Source organism: Desulfobacterales bacterium, assembly GCA_030066985.1.
Classification (GTDB): Bacteria; Desulfobacterota; Desulfobacteria; order Desulfobacterales; family JAHEIW01; genus JAHEIW01.
This window is the reverse complement of sequence record JASJAN010000049.1, coordinates 1-19,085: the sequence shown is the minus strand read 5'-3', so window position 1 is coordinate 19,085 and position 19,085 is coordinate 1. Positions and strand designations below refer to the sequence as shown.

Here is a 19,085-nt window from a genome sequence, read left to right as displayed (position 1 = left end):
TGCGACATATGCGCAAACATAAGGGCCGGGTGGTAACGGTTCTTTTTGGAATTGCGCTCGGGGCGGCGGTGTTTACCAGCGTTCGTCTGTCAGTAAATGCCTCGCTGGATTCTTTTACCAAAAGCATGGATTTAATCACCGGGAGGGCCGATCATGTGCTCACGCGGCCTGGCGGATATGTTCCTGAACACCTGACAGCTGAGCTCCTAAAACATCCGATAATCCGAAGTGCTTCGCCGGTGCTGTCAACATATACACAATCCTCCCAAGAAGGCGCAGAGCCGTTTTTGTTGATCGGATTTGATCCGATTCTGGATCGATCTTTGCGCCAATGGCGAATTGATAACCTCGACGGTCAGCAGGGCGCCGTGTGGCTGGATCTGCTAAAAGAGCCCTATACGCTGATCATCGGCCAGCCCCTGGCCCGCCAGACAAAGCGCACAGCGGGCGATCTGTTGTATTTGGAGCATGCACACCAAACAGCACCGTTTAAAATTGTAGGGCTGCTTGAATCTAGCGGGCTGTCAATGGCTGAGGGCGGCCATATCGCTTTAACCGACATCGCCACTTTCCAGGAATTTACCGGTCTTTTCGGCAAAGTCGATCGAATCGACTTGCAGCTAAAAGACTATGCGACTGCAGCCGATCTGGCTGAAATTCGGCAGCTAATGTCAAATGGTATTGAGCTCAATCCGCCGACTGCCACACGCGAAAGCGGCCAGAAAATGATCAGGGCCTATCAGCTCAACCTTTCCATTTTAAGCTTTGCTTCATTGTTTGTGGGGATGTTTTTGGTCTACAGTTTGGTGGCCCTGAATGCAGCATCGCGTCGCCATGAACTGGCGATCCTAAGGTCCACCGGTGCCTCTGCCTATCACGTTTTTTTCATATTTTTAGCCGAAGGTGCTTTCTTAGGAATTGTTGGCTGGTTGGTTGCAATTCCGATAGGCCATTTTTTAATAAAGTATTTGCTGCACGGCGTTAGTCAGACCATTTCCACTCTTTTTGTGCGCGTGCAGGTGGATGCGCTTTCACTTAGTGTGGCAGAGTTTGTTTTCAGTTTTGTCGTTACCGTGGGTATCTCCATTTTAGCGGCGTATCAGCCTGCTCGAGAGGCCATGCTAGTGCCCCCCAAAGAAGCCTTGGAGATTTCGCAACTGGGGATGCAGCCCAGAAAATCTCCACGACAATTGGCTATCGGCGGGCTTATCTGTATCGTGTTGGTGTTGCCTTTATCGCGGCTGCCCGCCGTATTAGATATGCCGCTGCCAGGCTATTTGGCCATTTTTCTGTTATTTGTCGGTTTTGCGCTCTTGGCACCATGGACGCTGCAGAAAATCAGCCACGGCCTATCAGGACCGCTGCTCAAGCAAATGGGTGTGCCGGCCTATCTTGCCAGCCGTTATGTACGCGACAGCGGAACCCGCACGGCGGTCTCGGTGGGCGCCCTGATTACGGCCGTGTCCTTGTTTACTGCTTTGGTCATCATGATTTACAGCTTTCGCCAGACAGTTGAATTCTGGACCTATGAGACCATTAAGGGAGATTTGTTCCTAACCTCAAAAATGGGGGAAATAAATCGCTTTCGCTTTCCCATCCCACATGAGGTTATTGATGATCTGCAGGCGTATACATCCGAGGTCGACATTTTGCCCAATCTACGGCTATTTTTAAATTATGATGGGTTCCCGTACGAATTTGAGTTAATGGACATGCAGAAATTTATGCAATATGCATCTTTTTTCTGGATGAAAGGAGATCCGGAAATCGTCCGCCCGAAGCTCAAGCGCGGAGAAGGGGTTATCGTTTCCGAAGTGTTCTCAAATCGCACCGGATTGACCGTCGGTGATGTTTTCAAGGCGCAGATCGAGGAATCCCTTGTAGAGTTACCCATACTCGGCATTGTTCGTGATTATCGCACGCAGGGCGGTGTGGTTTTCTACTCCATGGCGCAATTTAACGCCCAGTATCATTCAACTTACTGGGGCGGTGTACGCTTTTTTTTCAAAGATCGAGACCAGGACATCGATCTGGCGGTTTCCAGACTTCGAACCGCCATTATCGATCGTATGGGGGGCAAGGTTGATATGTACAGCGGTAAGGGATTGCGCGGTGCTGTCTTGCGAATTTTTGACGAAACTTTTGCCGTTACAACGGTTTTGCTGCTGATTGCGCTACTGATTGCCGCACTGGGAATTGCCACTACCCTAACCGTGTTGGTACTGGAACGGTCCCGGCAACTGAACACCCTGTTTGCCGTCGGCGCCAGTTTCAAGCAGATTCGGACCATGATATTTTGGGAAGCCGCCTTTTTGGTTGTCATCGGGGAGCTGGGCGGAATTGTCTGCGGGTTTATACTGTCTTATTTGCTAGTGTATGTCGTCAATCGCCAATCGTTTGGCTGGACGTTTATATATAGCGTCAATTGGGACGCGTTGTTTTTGTCGGTTCCGTTGATCATATTGACGGCTCTGGCTGCAGCCCTGCCGGCGGTCAAGATGGTGTTTCGCAAGCCGCCGGCAACGCTTCTGCGTGAAAGATGAAGGATTCACCGCAAAGACGCAGAGCTCGCAGAGAATTTATACTTTTTTGCTTTCCGTTGAGAGGACGGAAAGCAAAAGGTAATCTGTCTTCGGCAAATGCTATGGGTCCATACGATTTGTTATTTAGCTCCCGACAGGCAATTTGTTTTTTTGCAGCGCAGCTGCTGAGTATTTTTTTTTGCCGACGTCCATGCCGGGCCATAGCTTTTAAGCGACGGCTGGTCAACGGCAAAAGAAAAAATAGCTATCTTTGCGAACTCTGCGTCTTGAGCGACTTATTGGGTCGGTGCTCTCAGAGCGAAGACCAAAGCGGGCGGTAAAATATTAATACGGAATGATAGTCATAAAGATGATACGACGAATTGAAAACATTGCCATTGTGTTTGTGGGTCTTTGTCTGATGGCGGCCTCGTTAGGTCCCAGCGCAATGGCTGAAGACACCGATGGCTATTTAGCGGTGACCGGACCCTGCTATCAAAGATTTCCACAAGACCATGGACCGCATGCGGGATTTCGTACCGAGTGGTGGTATTATACCGGCAACCTGGAGGACGAATCCGGCGATCGCTATGGTTTTCAGTTAACCTTTTTTCGCAGCCAGATCAGTCCTGGCCAAGCCGTTGAGAATTGGCCCCAACCGTCATCTGCCTGGCGAACCCAGCAGATTTATGCGGGGCACGCTGCTGTTTCAGATCTGAACAGGAAAACCCACCAGCATGCCGAACTGGTGGCCAGAGAAGCGTTGGGGATTGCCGGAGTCATCCACGCCGCATCCCAAACTAAAGTGTTTCTTAAAAACTGGTCAGCCACCATCGACAGTGATCATCACCATCTGATCGCCTCAACGCCTGATTTTTCGATTGATCTGAGACTGACAGCTGCTAAGCCACCTGTATTGCACGGCAAGGCGGGCTACAGCCGCAAAGGATCAACTGCCGAAAGGGCAAGTTGCTATTATTCTTTGACACGCCTGATTTCTAAAGGAAAGCTGAAGATAGGCGACCAGACCGTTGAAGTCAAAGGTCTTAGCTGGATGGATCATGAATACAGCACGGCGCCTCTGGAAGCGGGGATTGTTGGTTGGGACTGGTTCAGTTTGCAGTTTTCCAATCAAACAGAACTGATGCTCTATCTGCTCAGAGAAGAGAATGGTGAGATTCATGCGGCAACCAGCGGCACCTATGTCGATCGAACGGGCGGAGCGCAGCATTTAACCCGCGAGGATTTCAGCGTCACCGCCTTGAAACAGTGGAAAAGTCCCCGATCTGCAGCCGTTTACCCGGTCGCCTGGCGCGTCAACGTTTTGCCGCTGGATATAGAAGTTGTGATAGACGTCAATTTAACCGATCAGGAAATGGTCACATCGGCAAGCACCGGAGTGACCTACTGGGAGGGTAGCGTATCAGCCAGCGGTTCGATCGCCAACCAGCCTGTACAAGCCAGCGGATATGTGGAGCTGACAGGTTATGCCGAGGCCTTGCGGGCACCATTGTAATTGCAATCCGACTTGAAGGTCGGCTATCGGTCTGTGTCGGCTAAAATGTCGGTGATCATGTGCTGGTAAGCGTGGGGCTGTTGGTGTTTGTCAATAGCCTGCAGTTCTCTCATTTGCCGTTTGAGGGTTAAGAAGGAATTTGTGATGTGCTGGTAATCAGAAAAAAAATGCCGCATGTCGTCGACCAGATCCCAGTCGATGACAAGCCTTTTGGGAAACCAATCCGACGGTTTGGCCTCATTTTGCCGCAAAAAATTCAAATAACCAACGATGAATTCGCGAAAGATCTGGTTTGCCCATGAGTTCAATTCTTCAGGGAAGTTATCTCCATCCCCCCATGTTTCAGATATGAGCGTCTTGCACAGCTGATCGATTCGACGATTTGAAGATGACATTTGGATTGCCTTTCCTGCCTTATTCGGCCCTACCGTTTTTGAAGAGTGTTGATGATGAGCTCATAAATTTGGGGCAGTTCTTTGCCCGCTGAAAAAGCCGTTGTGCCCTGCCAGATATCGGCCACGGCGTCATCTGATACGTTTAGCTGTTTACACAGCAACCGGGCCTGGTGCCAGGTCGGCAACCATACGAGCTTTTTGGCGATGGCCTCCAGGCTACCGAAGATATCGATAAAGCGCGGAAGACTTAGAATGAAATAAATTCGATGCGGAAACGGCGAATCGACTTCGATGGTGTTGTCCGGATCCCATACAAAACAGCCCACGTGGGGTCGCCAATCAATTCCCAGGCGTTTCATTTCTTGCGCCAATTGACATGTTTGGATGTCAAAAACCATCGGCGCGAGGTCTTTTTGAGGATAAAACGGTATCGGTTTCATTTGTACAACGATCTCCTCAGCGGCAAATTAATTGGATAAATTTATTGCAGGCGGCGCCTGTTTTTTGAAGCGCGTCATGTAATCGTCAATCATATATCGAGCGTTCACGCTTTTTGAACGACGGATCAACGGAAACAGACGCCTGCAATCATCCAACGTCAATTGTCGAACGGACTGAATACAATCGAACTCGTTGCGAACATGCGGAAATGTTTCCAAATCGGTCGAAAGCTCCTCTTTTTCTACAAGTTTTGCATATACCAATGAACGGGCGGCTAGCAATCTTTCGAATTGAGTGTTGTTGCTGTTCGGATGAAGGATGTAGCGCAGCGTTAACTGATCGCCCGGTCCATACAAATGACCGCGTTTGCCTATCGCTTGCAACGCTTTATGATCGATAAATATTGGTTTGATGCGGACCTCTTTGGGCAGCCTTTTTTTGAGCTGCGGATAAAGTCCGTAATGAATCGAGCCGGCCTCTATATACGCAGACGCGTATTGCGTGAGATCAGCGACCAAGGCTTGGGCGCGCAAGTTATCACGCAAGCGGAAGCGGGCTGCGTCAGCCTGGGCAAACCGGATGATCGCTGAAATTGCCCCATCAAACGACCCATCTGAAACCTTTTCGTAATAATCCAAGAGGGCTTTGGTGGCATCTCGCTCGGCGATGTAGACCTGATGCTGCACCGTATTTGGCTTCAAATCTTCAGGACGATGCCCTTGAGCAAAAAAATCATGAATGCCGATTAAATTCTCCAGAAAAGGCTCCAACTGGATAATTTTAATCCCCTCAGCATAAAATTTGCGCATGAGCTGGCACATGCGACGACTGAACTCTGGATATTCGACATCCATGACCATTAAATATTCTTCGACAGAAAGGGAACCCTCCAGCATGCACTGCAATTCAGCCTGCGGCGGCTCTTCCAGAAAAATCGCTTCGTGACCCTGCATTGATTCAGCAGACAGACCGATTACTTCCGGCCGATGAATAGATAATCCAATCGATATGTAGATCATACGTTTTAAGCTATTGAAGGCAGTTAATGTTTAATGTGATCTGGGCTAACAAACTTTACAAAATCTCGCATCGACTTATCGTATATTACACTATGAGCAGTATATTGAAATTTGCAAACGGGTTAAAGTCTATGAAAAAATGTTTACCGTATGTTCAAACGCTAATAATTAGTATGATCGTTGCGACAGCGGTGTTCGTTTATGATCGCAAGGATGCGCTACCAATGGACTTAAGTGAATTTCAGTGGAAGAATAGACTGCTTTTTTTGATTGCACCAGATAGCAACCATCCGGAATTCAAAAAGTTGCAGCATGACATTGCCAGACAACCAGAAGAAGTCAAAGACCGCGATCTGGTGATTTTTGAAATATTTGAGCAGGGCGAATCTCGAATAAACACCGCGGCCGTAGACCGACAAACGGCGGACTCATTCCGAGATCGATTTGGCATTGCTAAAAATGAATTCACCCTTATTCTGGTTGGTAAAGATGGGGGCGTCAAGCTGAAGCGCAAAGGCTATGTCAGCTTAGCTACTGTTTTTGAATTGATTGATTCAATGCCCATGCGTCAGAATGAAATGCGCCAAAGAAAGCAGTAGCCGCGGAACCTAACTTTGTAAGGCGCAATGTCATAATAGGGTATTTCTGCCGATGGTTGGCAATTGACAGCTCATTTTCAATGGAGGAAAATACATGGATACCAAAAATTTTTTAGTCGTTGGCGGCAGTTCTGGTATTGGACTGGAAATTACCAAGACGCTGCATGAAAAAGATAACAAGGTGTATGTGGGGTCACGATCCAATGATGCTTTAACCCCGCTGGACGGTTTACACCATCTGACAATCGATGTGCAGGCCGATTCGCTCAATTTTGAGGGGTTGCCGGAGGTGCTGAATGGAATCGTATATTGTCCGGGGACCATTCGGCTGAAGCCCTTTCATCGGTTGACGATGAATGACTTTTTGGAAGACTGGCAGGTTAACTTTTTAGGGGCGGTTAAAACGATTCAAGCGTGTCTGCCGAATTTAAAAAAGTCAAAAACCGGCGCCGCCATAGTGCTGTTCAGCACGGTGGCCGTTCAAACTGGTATGCCTTTTCATGCCTCTGTTGCGGGGGCCAAAGCAGCCGTGGAGGGTTTGACCCGTTCTTTGGCGGCTGAATTTGCGCCCCGGATCCGTGTGAATGCCATCGCCCCTTCACTTACGGATACGCCGTTGGCTCAGGGTTTGTTGTCGAGCGAAGAAAAACGGAAAGCTTCCGCAGAACGCCATCCGTCAAAGCGGATCGGAACACCGCAGGAAATTGCCCAAATCGCCATCCATTTGCTGTCCGATGCCAGTGCCTGGATGACCGGTCAAATCATTCATGTCGATGGCGGTATGAGCGCTTTGCGAACCTTCAGATAAATAGGATCACTAAAGTGCAAAATGTTTTGGTTACCGGGGCCACCGGTTTTATCGGTATCGAAGTGTCCAGGCAATTGAATCAACGGGGGTTGCGCCCAAAATTGATGGTCAGGCGCCCTGACCGCGAGGCGATGCTCAAACACCTGGGTGCTGAAATAATCCAAGCCGATTTGCACCACCGCCAAAGTCTGGATAACGCTCTGAATGCAACTGATACGGTTATTCATCTGGGGGCTCGCGCTACCTTTGAACCTTATCCGCGACTTTATGCATCCATAGTCAAAGGCTCGCTAAGTCTAATGCAGGCCGCCATCGAAGCCGGCGTTAAAAATTTTGTGTTTGCCAGCACTTTGCTGGTTTATGGGGATAGCGACAAACCGATTGATCAATACACGCAACCATCACCGATGTCCGGATATGGACAGGCAAAGCTCGAGGCTGAACAGCGACTGGCAGACATGGCTGCTGACGCCGGTATCTGTTTTGTTTCTTTGAGGCTGTCACATGTCTACGGGGCCCACAGCCTGTTATTTGATCGCATCCGATACGGTCAGATTTTTTTGCCAGGAAAAGGGGATAACGCATTCGCCCATATCCATATTGATGATGCGGCGCATGCCATTATTCGGGCAGCTGAAAACCGTCGCTCGGGCATATGGGTTGTGGCCGATGAGTTCTCCTGTACGTGGAATGAATTTTTCAAAACCCTGCAAACCCATCATCCACGAGTGCGTGTGAAGCATGTCCCGCGCGGGTTAGCTTATGTGGGCACACGGTTGTTAGGTGCTATTTACAAGTTAGCCGACCAGCCAAATCCATACCCCAGCGGCGCTATCTCGTGCTGGAATCTGCGAGTGCCGGTTGTGCCGGGAACTCTGCGCCAGGCAGTCGGTGCGGAGCCCAAATTTCCAACCATTCACCAGGGAATCCCCGCTGTGTTAGACGACGCGATTTCTTTTTATTGGTTGCCGTCTAATCTGGATTTGGGTTAAATTCTATTAAATTAAACAGAATAATCACCAATCATTACAAAATACTATTGAATTTGTGGTTCGAATCCTTTAAGAAAGAACCCAGACCTCTCCGGGCCAACCTTCAAGAATACAACAATTAATCAAGAATAATGACGATCGTAATGTCTAATTCATGAAAAAAGTTAAATCTCACTCTAAAAAATCATCTGTCCTTTTGTCCTTGTGGCGTTGGTTCGATACCGATGCATCTGCCGAGCAGCTCTCCATCGCTGAAGGTAAAAAAGTCGATTGGTTTCGCATCATCCCGTTTCTCATCATGCATCTAATGTGTTTGGGAGTTATCTGGGTGGGCTGGAGCTGGTTTGCCGTTTTGACGGCTATCGGTCTTTATCTTATACGCATGTTTGCCATTACCGGATTCTACCACCGCTATTTTTCACATAATGCGTTTAAGACCAACCGATTCTGGCAATTTTGGTTTGCTGTTCTGGGCAATTCTTCCGTTCAGCGCGGGCCGCTTTGGTGGGCGGCGCATCATCGCCATCATCACCGCTACGCCGACACCGATAAAGATATCCATTCACCCCGTCAGCACGGCTTTGTATGGAGCCATATGGGGTGGTTAACATCCCCGGCGAATTTTCCGACCAAGATGAAATATGTGAAAGATTGGGCCAGATTCCCGGAGCTGCGTTGGATCAATCGTTTTGACATTGTCATCCCGGTTTTATTGGCCTGTGCCTTATTCTTTGGGGGCCTATTGCTGGAAATCTACGCACCCCAGCTGCAAACCAATGGCCCCCAGCTGCTCATCTGGGGCTTTTTTATCTCGACGGTGGCGCTTTTTCACGGTACGGTGACGATTAATTCCTTTGACCATATGTTCGGCAGCCGGCGCTATGATACCCCGGACACCAGCCGCAACAATGCCCTTTTAGCGCTGATTACGTTGGGTGAAGGGTGGCATAACAATCACCATCATTATGCGATTACCGCACGCCAGGGCTTTTATTGGTGGGAAATTGATATTACCTATTACCTGCTTAAAATCTTTTCCTGGCTGGGCATTGTCCGAGATCTGCGGGGGTTGCCCGATGATTTGCGCGACCAAAACCGAGTGGTCGTTGACACGCCCTGACACAACTTCTCTTTAATTTGACTGGGGGACCGTTAAATGCGTATTGCAGTCATCGGAACCGGTATTGCAGGCATGGTGGCCGCCTATTTGCTCAGTGATGAGCATGAACTGGTCATATTTGAGGCCGAGGATTATATCGGTGGCCACACGCACACCATCGATGTCAGTCTGAATGGCGATAAATATGCGGTGGATACCGGATTTATTGTCTTCAACGAAAAAACCTATCCCAATTTTGTGCGGTTGATGAAGCGTCTGGGTGTTGCCTGGCAACCTTCCAATATGAGCTTTAGTGTGCAGTGCAAAAAGACCGGCTTGGAATTTAGCCCCAGCTCTTTGAATTCGCTTTTTATTCAGCGCAAGAATCTATTGCGGCCATCATTTTATCGGATGATCTTCGATATTTTTAAATTTAGGCGTGAGTCCGAAGCGCTTCTTAAAAGCGATGATTACACCTTGACCCTCGAAAATTTTTTAACCGCTAAGCAGTTTTCACGGCTGTTCATCGAGCATTTTATCATTCCCATGGGCGAGGCCATTTGGTCGGCGGATCCGGTAAAATTCAATGAATTTCCGGCCCTGTATTTTGCCCAATTTTTTAAAAATCATGGATTTTTAAATGTTCGCAATCAGCCCCAATGGCTGGTCATAAAGGGGGGCTCGAAACAGTATGTGGCACCCCTGACCTGGCCTTATCGGGATCATATCCGTCTGAGTTGCCCGGTCACATCCATTCGGCGCCATTCGGATCATGTCAGCGTCCAAACTGCCAACGGCCAGCCCGAGCGCTTTGATCAGGTGGTCATCGCCACCCACAGTGATCAGGCCCTGGCCATGCTGGCGGATCCCTCAGACAGCGAAAAAGAAATCCTGGGGGCGATTCCCTATCAGGACAATCATGCGGTGCTGCATTCAGATGAATCGGTTTTGCCCCGAAAAAAGGCGGCCTGGGCCAGCTGGAATTACCATATTCCTGAGGACGAAATGGCGCGCGTGGCCCTTACCTATGACATGAATATTCTACAAAGTTTATCTGCTCCCGCCGAATATTGCGTTACGCTCAATTTACCCGCCACCATTGACCCCGCCAAAAAAATCAAGGAAATGCACTATCATCATCCTGTGTATAATCCAACAAGTTTGGCCGCCAGAAACCGCCATGAGGAGATCAATGGGGTCAAACAAACTTATTTTTGCGGAGCCTACTGGGGGTATGGCTTCCATGAAGACGGGGTCAATAGTGCATTGGTGGTTGCAAAGCATTTCGGTAAATCCCTTTGACCAGTCTCAAAATGGATTGAATATGCGCCTTGCAATCGCTTTCATGACACCTCATTTCTGTTAAAAACAGCCATCGGGCTGCTGACGAAACTCATTCCGTGCTTATATTAAACGCGTCCCATCGTAAATGTTAAATAATTGCAAGGACGGCCTATGCACAGTTGCATCTATGAGGGCACTGTTCGGCATCGCCGTTTTAAGCCCAGACAGAATATGTTTCGCTATCGTTTGTTCTTTCTGTATCTGGACTTGGCGGAGCTGCCGCAGGTATTTGATGCGCATCCGCTGTGGTCTTATCAGCGACCCAACATCGCCTATTTGCGTCGCAAAGACCACTTCGGTGATCCCCAGATGCCGCTCGATAAGGCGGTGCGAAATCTGGTCGCCGAAAAAACCGGGCGGCCGCCTGAAGGGCCCATACGCATGCTGACACATTTGCGCTACTTCGGTTATTGCTTTAACCCGGCCAGCTTTTACTACTGCTATGACGCCAAGGATACAAGCGTTGAGACCATCGTTGTTGAAATACACAACACCCCCTGGGGTGAAGTTCACTGTTACGTATTAGGTCGAGAAAGCAATGAACATTTGGTCAAAAAATGGCGACGACATCGCTTTGTTAAGGATTTTCATGTGTCACCTTTTATTGACATGAATATCGACTATGATTGGCGCTTTCGTGAACCGGGCAAGACTATCCGTGTACATATGATCGATTACGAGGATAGAAAGATGCTTTTTGATGCCAGCCTGGCCTTGCAGCGCCGCGAGATCAGCTCCTGGGCATTGACCGATGTGCTCATCAAATACCCGATGATGACTGCCAAGGTCACTGCCATGATATATTGGCAGGCATTGCGTCTTTTGCTCAAAAAGACACCCGTGTTCGTTCACCCCAAAAAACGCAAGTTAACAGGAGAAAATACTCACCCATGACAACCTCCATCATGCCGTCAGAGTCGCAGGCGCTGGAAAACCTCCAGGCGCGACCGACAGACGGGCTGGCACGCAGACTTCTTTTTGCTATCCTGCAAAAGCTAAAGCGGGGTAAAATTACTGTCCTGGAGGGATCGCAGTGTCATGTCTTCGGTCAGACCAGCAGCACCTATCCGCTCGAGGCGGTCATAACTGTTTATCATCCCCGATTCTACACCAAAGCTATCCTTGGGGGCAGCATCGGCACCGCTGAGGCTTACATGAGCGGTTTCTGGTCGGCAGACGATTTGACTGCCGCGCTGCGTATCATGGCCCTGAATCGCGACAGTTTTGAGCGTCTGGATAAGGGCTGGTCAAAGCTTTCGGCCCCGCTGCAAAGGATCGGGCATTTTCTGCGCAAAAATACGCGCAGCGGCAGTCGTAAAAATATTGTGGCCCATTATGATCTGGGCAATGATTTTTATCGATTGTTCTTAGATGAAACCCTGACCTATTCCTGCGGTATTTTTAAAAGCGAAAGCAGCAGCATGCAAGACGCCTCCCTTGCCAAATACGACCGCATCTGCCGAAAACTTGAACTTGGCCCTGCTGATGACGTCGTTGAAATTGGCTCCGGCTGGGGTGGCTTTGCTATTTATGCGGCCAAAAATTTTGGTTGCCGCGTGACCACCACCACCATTTCCGACAAGCAATTTAAACTGGCCCAAAAGCGCATTGCAGATTCCGGAGTAGCCGACCGCATAGAGCTGGTGATGAAGGACTACCGTGATTTGAAGGGAACCTACTCTAAACTGGTGTCGATTGAAATGATCGAAGCGGTTGGGCATCATTATCTGGATGCTTACTTTAAAACCTGTAGCCGGTTGCTTAAGCCTGACGGCATGATGTTGCTGCAGGCGATCACCATTACCGATCAGGTGTTTGAGCGCCACAAACGCTCGGTCGATTTCATCAAGCGCTACATATTTCCGGGAAGTTGTATACCATCCATTGCGGCCATTACATCTTCGATCGCCAAAGTGACTAATTTGCGTCTATTTCATCTGGAAGATATCACAGCGCACTACGCCAGGACCTTAGCCTGCTGGCGGGAGCAATTCTTTGATAATATTGATGTTGTCAAAGAGCTGGACTACTCAGAGGCGTTTATTCGCATGTGGGATTATTATCTGAGTTATTGTGAAGCGGGTTTTGCGGAGCGCTACATTGGTAATGTGCAGATGTTGTTCACCAAGCCCATGTGCCGACGCGAGCCGTTGATTCCTGATTTAGCCACATAGTAAACACTTTTGGAAAGGAGACCCCCAATGACTGTTTGGGTTCCGATTCTATTGTTGTTGATACTGGTTGAAATATGGTGGTTTGGCGCACACTGCATGGCTTATTTGAGTGATATCAGAGACTTATTTGAAAAAATGAATCCAGAGGAGCCTGGAGCATCCATTCCAGACGAATTCAATGGCAATAAGATTTAATTGTAACTTTTGGTCAAATTTTGGTCTCTGTATAGTCGTAGTCTCGAATGATTCCTCCATTGACGGTGGTGGTTCAGTCTCTGTTGAGTTTACCTCCTTTCCTCGGCTGAGAAAATGCCACTGAACCACCACGCTACCTCCCTATTTTCTGAATAGAGCGTTCTAAGCTTTTTGGCTAAAAAATTACCATTTGCTAACAGGGCAAATGCTGTTGTGCTTTGATACAAAAAAGTATTTGTTGGACTGCAAACTAATGCTTATTATATTGGTCTGTGAGCCAGCAAAGTATGCTTGTCTTTGCAGGCGCATAAATTAATATTGTTCTATCAGCTTCTAACCGTCAATCTTTCATCTTCAATCTGGGGGACATTAAACCATGGAATTTAATAAGATCTTATGGCCGACTGATTTCTCCGAGAATGCCGCCAAAGCATTACCGGTGGTCACCTCCTTAGCTGAAAAGTATGCTGCTGAGATTCATATTCTCTACGTTTTGAAAGATTACCCTGCTGTGGGGGCTTCTTATGGACATAATGATCCAGAGGATATCGAAAAAATGAAGCAGTGGGAAAAGCAAACCGCTGAGGGGCGGCTGGATGAGATTTGCGAAAAATTTTTAAATGCTTGTCCGCTATATTTTCGCCACATCAGTGTCGGTGAGCCGGCCAAAGAGATCCTTAAATTGATCGAGAAGGAAAGTATTGATATGGTTGTTATCGCCAGCCGGGGCAGCGAAGCTCATTTTGATTTTGGCAGCGTGGCTGACCGCGTGACCAAATGCACCGAGATCCCCACTCTGATTATTCCCGTGTAAGCGAAATGAGCCTAAAGACGCTTTCAATATGCATTTGCATTTCTCTCGGCACTTCATCTATCCATGCTGGCACGTCCACCAGTTCTAAAATTTTTTCGCCCTGCCCAGATTCGCCCAACTGTGTTTCATCTTTAACTGAGGATATAAAACATTTTGTCCAACCCATTACCTACGACGGCACTGTCGATAACGCTCGGCAAAGATTGATCTTTATTCTGGAAAATACGCAACGGGTGCGAATAGTGAAAAGTGACTTAAATTATCTGCACGCGGAATTTCGCTCTTTTTTATTTCGCTTTGTCGACGATGTCCAATTTTTCTTGCCGCCCGATGAATCTGTTATTCACATCAAGTCTGCTTCAAGGTCTGGCTACTACGATTTTGGCACCAATCGCCGGCGAGTAGAGCTTTTGCGGGCAGCATTCAAAAGTTTGGCGCAAGAAGCATCCTCCGGAATAGGTGATGATGAATAACCACAGCTCAACGAGGTTCCCATGAACGTCGCTTACTATTTAAAGCTCTATGCGCTGACTGTTCCGGTCTTCTTTATTGTCGACCTGATTTGGTTAGGGGTGGTGGCCAAAGGATTTTATCAAAAAAATTTGAACCATCTGCTCAGCCCTCAGGTTAACTGGGCGGCGGCAATTCTATTTTACTTGCTTTTCATTGCCGGAATTCTGATTTTTGCCGTTGTGCCCGCTTTAGCCAAAAATTCCTGGCAACATGCGATGCTGTATGGGGCTTTATTTGGATTTTTCACTTACATGACCTATGAACTTACCAATTTAGCCCTGCTCAAAAACTGGCCGCTGAACATTGTTGTGGTAGATATTATCTGGGGAGTAGTGCTTTGCACAGCGGTTGCAACGTTAAGCTTCATACTCGCTCGTTGGTTGCTGTAACAAATTGAAATTGGGCTCAATCAAGCGATGAATCCATTTGTAACCAGGCAATATGTCCGTCCGGGCGAATGAGCATTGCAAAGGATTTGGGTAAGAAATCAGGTCTTTTTAAATGGTAGCTAAAATTAGCCCGTTTTGACGATCTGCTTTGTGAAATCTGAACGGTTGTAAATGACAAGTCGGCAATTGTATTAAATTTTAATTCTGCGGTCATCATTTTGCCCGCTTGCAGCATCACACACTTAGGATGCACTTCAGTTCCAATCATCATTGAGGGCAAATCTAATACTGAAAACTGCTGGCCTTTGCTGTCGGCCAGCCAAAAATGTGGAACGCGCCCGCCGACCCTCAACTCAGGTTTGAACACAAACGGATCGATTTGTGAACGAGTTTCTGTCTTGGGTCCAAACAGCCAGCCTTTTTCATATACAAATCCCATATCCTGGCCAGGAAACAACAGTTGCAAAGTTTTGTCCTTCACATTGTTGAAAATGCCGCGCAGCACGCGTCGCCGATATCTGATGATCGGATGATCTGATTTAAGCCAGTTAACCTGTTTAAGACCCAGACGCATCACCGACTGAAAAAGAACGCGTTTGAGTCCATGAAGTCCGGGCAAGCAGTTGAAAAAACTATTTAATCGGTTTGCCATGCTAAGGTGTAAACCAATGGCACTGGGAATATGCAGTGTCATTAGATAGTTTGCAACACTTAATTTTGAATTCATTTGTGCAACAGGCCGGCGTTCATCCTCAAAGGTTGCTAGCAGGCGCTCTGCGGATATGCTCTTTGCACTTCTTTCTGAGCGAAGGGTCATAACCATTTTCCAAATGAGATTATGCGCATCCTGAATTCCAGTATTCATTCCAAAACCGCCGGCTGGCGTGAACTGATGAGCGGCGTCTCCGATCAAAAAACAACGACCCCATTTGGACCGATATCGCGATGCCTGCCAGGTACCCATACGCCACGAGCGGATACTGCGAATGTCAATCGGGAGATTCTGCCCGGCAAGTTTTTGGAGCAATCCTGTACAGCGGGTTTTGTCAAAATCTTCGATTTGCTGATATGGGGGGAAATAGGGTATTTGGGCTACAAACTCACCACGTTTAAACGAATGGGCAACCAAAACAGCAACCCCAGCACTGGAATAAACGAAGTAAAGCATTGCCGGAATTCGGGTGCGAAGATTTTCGGCGAGTTGGGTACTAATGAAGTGAACATTTATCAGATGTTGTAAGGTTCCGGTATCACTATTTAATTTAATGCCAAGCTGTTTGCGTGTGGTGCTATGGGCACCATCAGCAGCCACTACGTATTGCGTTTTAACATGCCGTCGTCGGGAGTTTCGATTGCCGCTGACAAAGACATCAACATGTGCGTGTTGCTCTTCAATTTCGGCACGATACCCTTCCACTAGGGTGCAAAAGCGGCTGTTCAAGGCCGCTTTGCGCAGCAAGCGAACCAAATCGTGTTGCGGGAAATGCACGACCCGTCCGGGACTGTATTCCACATCAGGAGCATTGGCGAAATGGTCAACCACGCCGAGCAGCGAACCGGATAGTTTTTGTTGGCTGTGACCCAAAGCTGGGAGATCTGCCAGACTCGTACAGTAGACGAAACGACGCCATTCATCAGGGGGCGCGCTCTGCATATAAAGCGTCTGATCGAGCCTACCGATCTCTCGTAAAATTTCCATGGAGCGGCAATTTATAAAATGCGCCTGGGGATGGTTATCGGGTTTGGCCAGTTGTTCAACCAGGACATGCGGTACGTGATATTTGCTCAATAATAATGAGGCGACCAGGCCCACGGGTCCGGCCCCGATAATAATGACATCGTTTCTGTCGGGTATTTGCAGCTTGCCGCTTTTAGGTTGTTCACCAGCCACAGGTTCTTTAACCTTTTTTAATGCAGACTTACATTTTAGCTTTAAATTGATAAATTAAGGGTTAAATTAACATTTTCATCCAATCCTTAATAAAAAAATCTCAAGAAGGCCTTAACAATGTCGCATAAGGTATCATCAGCGGAGGCGGTCAAAAGATTACCGCCCCACTTGTTCGAACGGATCCGATTGATCGAAGATGTGCCGTTACGATTGGACGGTGAATTTATTCTTTACTGGATGCATCACGCCGTTCGCAACCATGAGAACCCGGCCATAGACACGGCTCTGAGCATTGCTGCGCAATTAAAATTGCCGGTATTGGTTTATCAGGGACTTGGCGGCCGGCATCCGTTTAACTCGGACCGTCACCACACATTTATTATGGAAGGTGCACGGGAAGTGCAACAACGGCTGCGAGAACGACGAATCATGCATGTATTCTATCTGGGGCGCAAACCAAGCGAACCTTCTCCGCTCAGCGTATTGGCACGTCGTGCAGCATTGGTTATCACTGAAGAGTTTCCGGCACCGCCCTTCCCGCAATGGACCCGCCAGCTGGTTGGACGGGGAAACACGGCTGTCTGGGCGGTGGATTGCACGTGCATTATTCCCATGCAGTCGATCAAACGCTCGTTTGCTCGTGCCTATGCCTTTCGAAACCACACTCAAAAAGAATTTGAACGGCGGCTCAGACAACCATGGGAAGATGTTAATGAAGCGGTCGAAAAGTTCACAGGCGATTGCGGGTTTGACGCCCTTGACCTGGCAAATGCAGATTTTGCTGATTTGTGTGCCCAATGTGATATTGATCATACGATTCCGCCCGTAGTGCATACCCCCGGCGGTTCCTCCGCCGGATATGCGCGTTGGGAGGAATTTAAGCGCCGGGGTCTAAAAGGCTATGCCCGTCTGCGCAATGATGCCGCTGTCATTTTTCCTCGAGGTGTGAGCCGCCTTTCAGCGTATTTACATCACGGTCACGTGTCTCCGTTTCGCATCGCAAAAGAGGCAAAACTGGATGGATCGAACGGGGCTGCAAAATTCTTGGACGAATTGCTCATCTGGCGCGAACTGGCGCATAATTTTTGCTTTTATCACCAATATCCGGAAACACTGGATGTCCTTCCTCAATGGGCACGTGAGACCATAAGACAACATAAAGATGATCCTCGCGAGGAAGTATATTCCTGGGAGCGTTTATACCGGGGCCAAACTGGTGATGCGCTGTGGGATGCCGCCCAGAAATCTCTGCTCGTCCATGGAGAATTGCACAATAATGTGCGGATGACATGGGGCAAGGCATTTCTTGACTGGACTTCTGATCCTCAGACGGCGCTTGATATGATGATTGATTTAAACCATCGTTTGGCCTTGGATGGTAATGATGCCAACTCCTATGGCGGATTGTTGTGGTGCCTGGGATTGTTTGATCGACCCTTTAGACCGGATCGACCGGTGATTGGCGCGTTGCGCCCCCGCTCCACCAAAGATCATGCCAGACGACTGGATATGGCCGCTTACGCTGACAAAATCAAAGGGCCGGCAACCGGAAAGCCATTCAAAATAGCAGTTATCGGTGCCGGTATATCGGGACTTTTTGCTGCCAGAACGCTTATGGACCATGATCATCAAGTGCATGTGTTTGAAAAAGCCAGCAGACCCGGTGGCCGCACGGCAACTCTTAAAGATGCAGACTTTACTTTCGACAGCGGTGCCCAATATTTTACGGTGCGGGATGAGCGTACGGTTCGTTTCGTCAGATCATGGCAAATGGATGGAATTGTTGCGCCATGGAAGGGCAGAATCGGTGTTGCCAGGCAGGGGCGTCTGTCTGCTGAAAAACAATTGACTGAGCGCTGGGTGGCAATTCCCGGTATGGATGCGATTGCAGCGCATCTGTCTGAGGGTGTCGATATTCGCTTCAATACGGCGATCGAATCACTTCAAAAAAACAATGAACAATGGCAATTGATGGATTCCCAACAAAATGTGCATGGTCCCTATGATGTTGTCATCGTCGCTGCCCCGCCACCCCAGGCCAACGGTCTTGTTGGTCTTAGCCCGAAACTAAGCGATCGCATCTCTGCCATTGAGATGCAGCCCTGCCTGGCGGTGATGGTTGCATTTAACGAACCGCTGGATCTGCCGTTTGACGCCATCTTTGTTCATGGATCAGCGGTTCGGTGGGTGGCCAGAAATAACAGCAAGCCTCAGCGGGGTGCGACCGAATGCTGGACGCTGCATGCCGACATCCAGTGGTCCAAAGACAACGCCCACACAGACAATGAACAACGAATATCTTTAGCAGTCGACGCATTTTTTAAAAGCATTGGCCAAAGGCCAATAGGCCCGATCTATCAGCGATCTTGTTTTT

The 19,085-nt window shown here is 48.4% G+C and carries 18 protein-coding genes; 14 read left to right on the top strand and 4 right to left on the bottom strand.

The annotated features are described in order from the left end of the window. The first annotated feature begins 8 nt into the window (after positions 1–8). Positions 9–2,543: an ABC transporter permease gene (locus QNJ26_19405; protein MDJ0987717.1), complete on the top strand. Its 2,535-nt coding sequence runs from the start codon at positions 9–11 to the stop codon at positions 2,541–2,543. Between the two features lie 349 nt (positions 2,544–2,892). Further along, the gene (locus QNJ26_19400) at positions 2,893–4,038 is read left to right on the top strand and encodes a lipocalin-like domain-containing protein (GenBank protein ID MDJ0987716.1); all 1,146 of its coding nucleotides are present in this window, start codon (positions 2,893–2,895) and stop codon (positions 4,036–4,038) included. 23 nt (positions 4,039–4,061) lie between these two features. Here the strand turns inward: QNJ26_19400 and QNJ26_19395 are convergent, their stop codons facing one another. From QNJ26_19395 to QNJ26_19385, 3 genes are read right to left on the bottom strand one after another with little or no spacing between them, the layout of a single operon-like run. Continuing rightward, the gene (locus QNJ26_19395; GenBank protein MDJ0987715.1) at positions 4,062–4,433 is read right to left on the bottom strand and encodes a hypothetical protein; all 372 of its coding nucleotides are present in this window, start codon (positions 4,431–4,433) and stop codon (positions 4,062–4,064) included. Positions 4,434–4,462: 29 nt separating this feature from the next. Next, entirely contained in the window at positions 4,463–4,873 is a 411-nt protein-coding gene (locus tag QNJ26_19390) for a hypothetical protein (GenBank protein ID MDJ0987714.1), read from the bottom strand. Between the two features lie 27 nt (positions 4,874–4,900). Further along, the gene (locus QNJ26_19385; protein MDJ0987713.1) at positions 4,901–5,893 is read right to left on the bottom strand and encodes a hypothetical protein; all 993 of its coding nucleotides are present in this window, start codon (positions 5,891–5,893) and stop codon (positions 4,901–4,903) included. Between the two features lie 104 nt (positions 5,894–5,997). On the opposite strand from QNJ26_19385, the gene QNJ26_19380 reads away from it, so the two are divergent. The 11 genes from QNJ26_19380 (at position 5,998) to QNJ26_19330 (ending at position 14,820) form a co-directional block, all read left to right on the top strand. Then, positions 5,998–6,492 carry a DUF4174 domain-containing protein gene (locus QNJ26_19380; protein MDJ0987712.1) on the top strand — a complete coding sequence of 165 codons (495 nt, stop codon included), beginning with the start codon at positions 5,998–6,000 and terminating at the stop codon, positions 6,490–6,492. 94 nt (positions 6,493–6,586) lie between these two features. Next, positions 6,587–7,300, top strand: coding sequence for an SDR family oxidoreductase (locus QNJ26_19375; protein MDJ0987711.1), 714 nt, complete (start codon positions 6,587–6,589; stop codon positions 7,298–7,300). 14 nt (positions 7,301–7,314) lie between these two features. Next, positions 7,315–8,292: an NAD(P)-dependent oxidoreductase gene (locus tag QNJ26_19370; GenBank protein MDJ0987710.1), complete on the top strand. Its 978-nt coding sequence runs from the start codon at positions 7,315–7,317 to the stop codon at positions 8,290–8,292. 154 nt (positions 8,293–8,446) lie between these two features. Beyond that, a complete protein-coding gene (locus QNJ26_19365; protein ID MDJ0987709.1) occupies positions 8,447–9,412 on the top strand; it encodes an acyl-CoA desaturase in 966 nt (321 codons plus the stop codon). 36 nt (positions 9,413–9,448) lie between these two features. Then, on the top strand, positions 9,449–10,693 hold the full coding sequence (locus QNJ26_19360; GenBank protein MDJ0987708.1) for an FAD-dependent oxidoreductase: 1,245 nt from the start codon (positions 9,449–9,451) through the stop codon (positions 10,691–10,693). A gap of 153 nt (positions 10,694–10,846) precedes the next feature. Next, positions 10,847–11,629, top strand: a complete 783-nt coding sequence (locus tag QNJ26_19355; protein MDJ0987707.1) for a DUF1365 domain-containing protein — start codon at positions 10,847–10,849, stop codon at positions 11,627–11,629. Then, the gene (locus QNJ26_19350) at positions 11,626–12,909 is read left to right on the top strand and encodes a cyclopropane-fatty-acyl-phospholipid synthase family protein (GenBank protein MDJ0987706.1); all 1,284 of its coding nucleotides are present in this window, start codon (positions 11,626–11,628) and stop codon (positions 12,907–12,909) included. The genes QNJ26_19355 and QNJ26_19350 overlap by 4 nt, the downstream gene beginning before the upstream one ends. A gap of 27 nt (positions 12,910–12,936) precedes the next feature. After that, complete coding sequence (locus QNJ26_19345; protein ID MDJ0987705.1) at positions 12,937–13,104, top strand: hypothetical protein; 168 nt, start codon at positions 12,937–12,939, stop codon at positions 13,102–13,104. Between the two features lie 376 nt (positions 13,105–13,480). Beyond that, positions 13,481–13,918 carry a universal stress protein gene (locus QNJ26_19340; protein MDJ0987704.1) on the top strand — a complete coding sequence of 146 codons (438 nt, stop codon included), beginning with the start codon at positions 13,481–13,483 and terminating at the stop codon, positions 13,916–13,918. Positions 13,919–13,923: 5 nt separating this feature from the next. After that, a complete protein-coding gene (locus tag QNJ26_19335) occupies positions 13,924–14,391 on the top strand; it encodes a DUF1499 domain-containing protein (GenBank protein MDJ0987703.1) in 468 nt (155 codons plus the stop codon). A gap of 21 nt (positions 14,392–14,412) precedes the next feature. Further along, complete coding sequence (locus QNJ26_19330; protein ID MDJ0987702.1) at positions 14,413–14,820, top strand: DUF2177 family protein; 408 nt, start codon at positions 14,413–14,415, stop codon at positions 14,818–14,820. 16 nt (positions 14,821–14,836) lie between these two features. Here QNJ26_19330 and QNJ26_19325 read toward each other — a convergent pair whose 3' ends face one another. Further along, positions 14,837–16,711 (bottom strand): FAD-dependent monooxygenase, encoded by a 1,875-nt coding sequence (locus tag QNJ26_19325; protein ID MDJ0987701.1) that lies wholly within the window; start codon positions 16,709–16,711, stop codon positions 14,837–14,839. Between the two features lie 117 nt (positions 16,712–16,828). Here QNJ26_19325 and QNJ26_19320 point away from each other — a divergent pair. After that, positions 16,829–19,085: FAD-dependent oxidoreductase (locus tag QNJ26_19320; protein MDJ0987700.1), on the top strand; the 2,257-nt coding region annotated here is incomplete at its 3' end.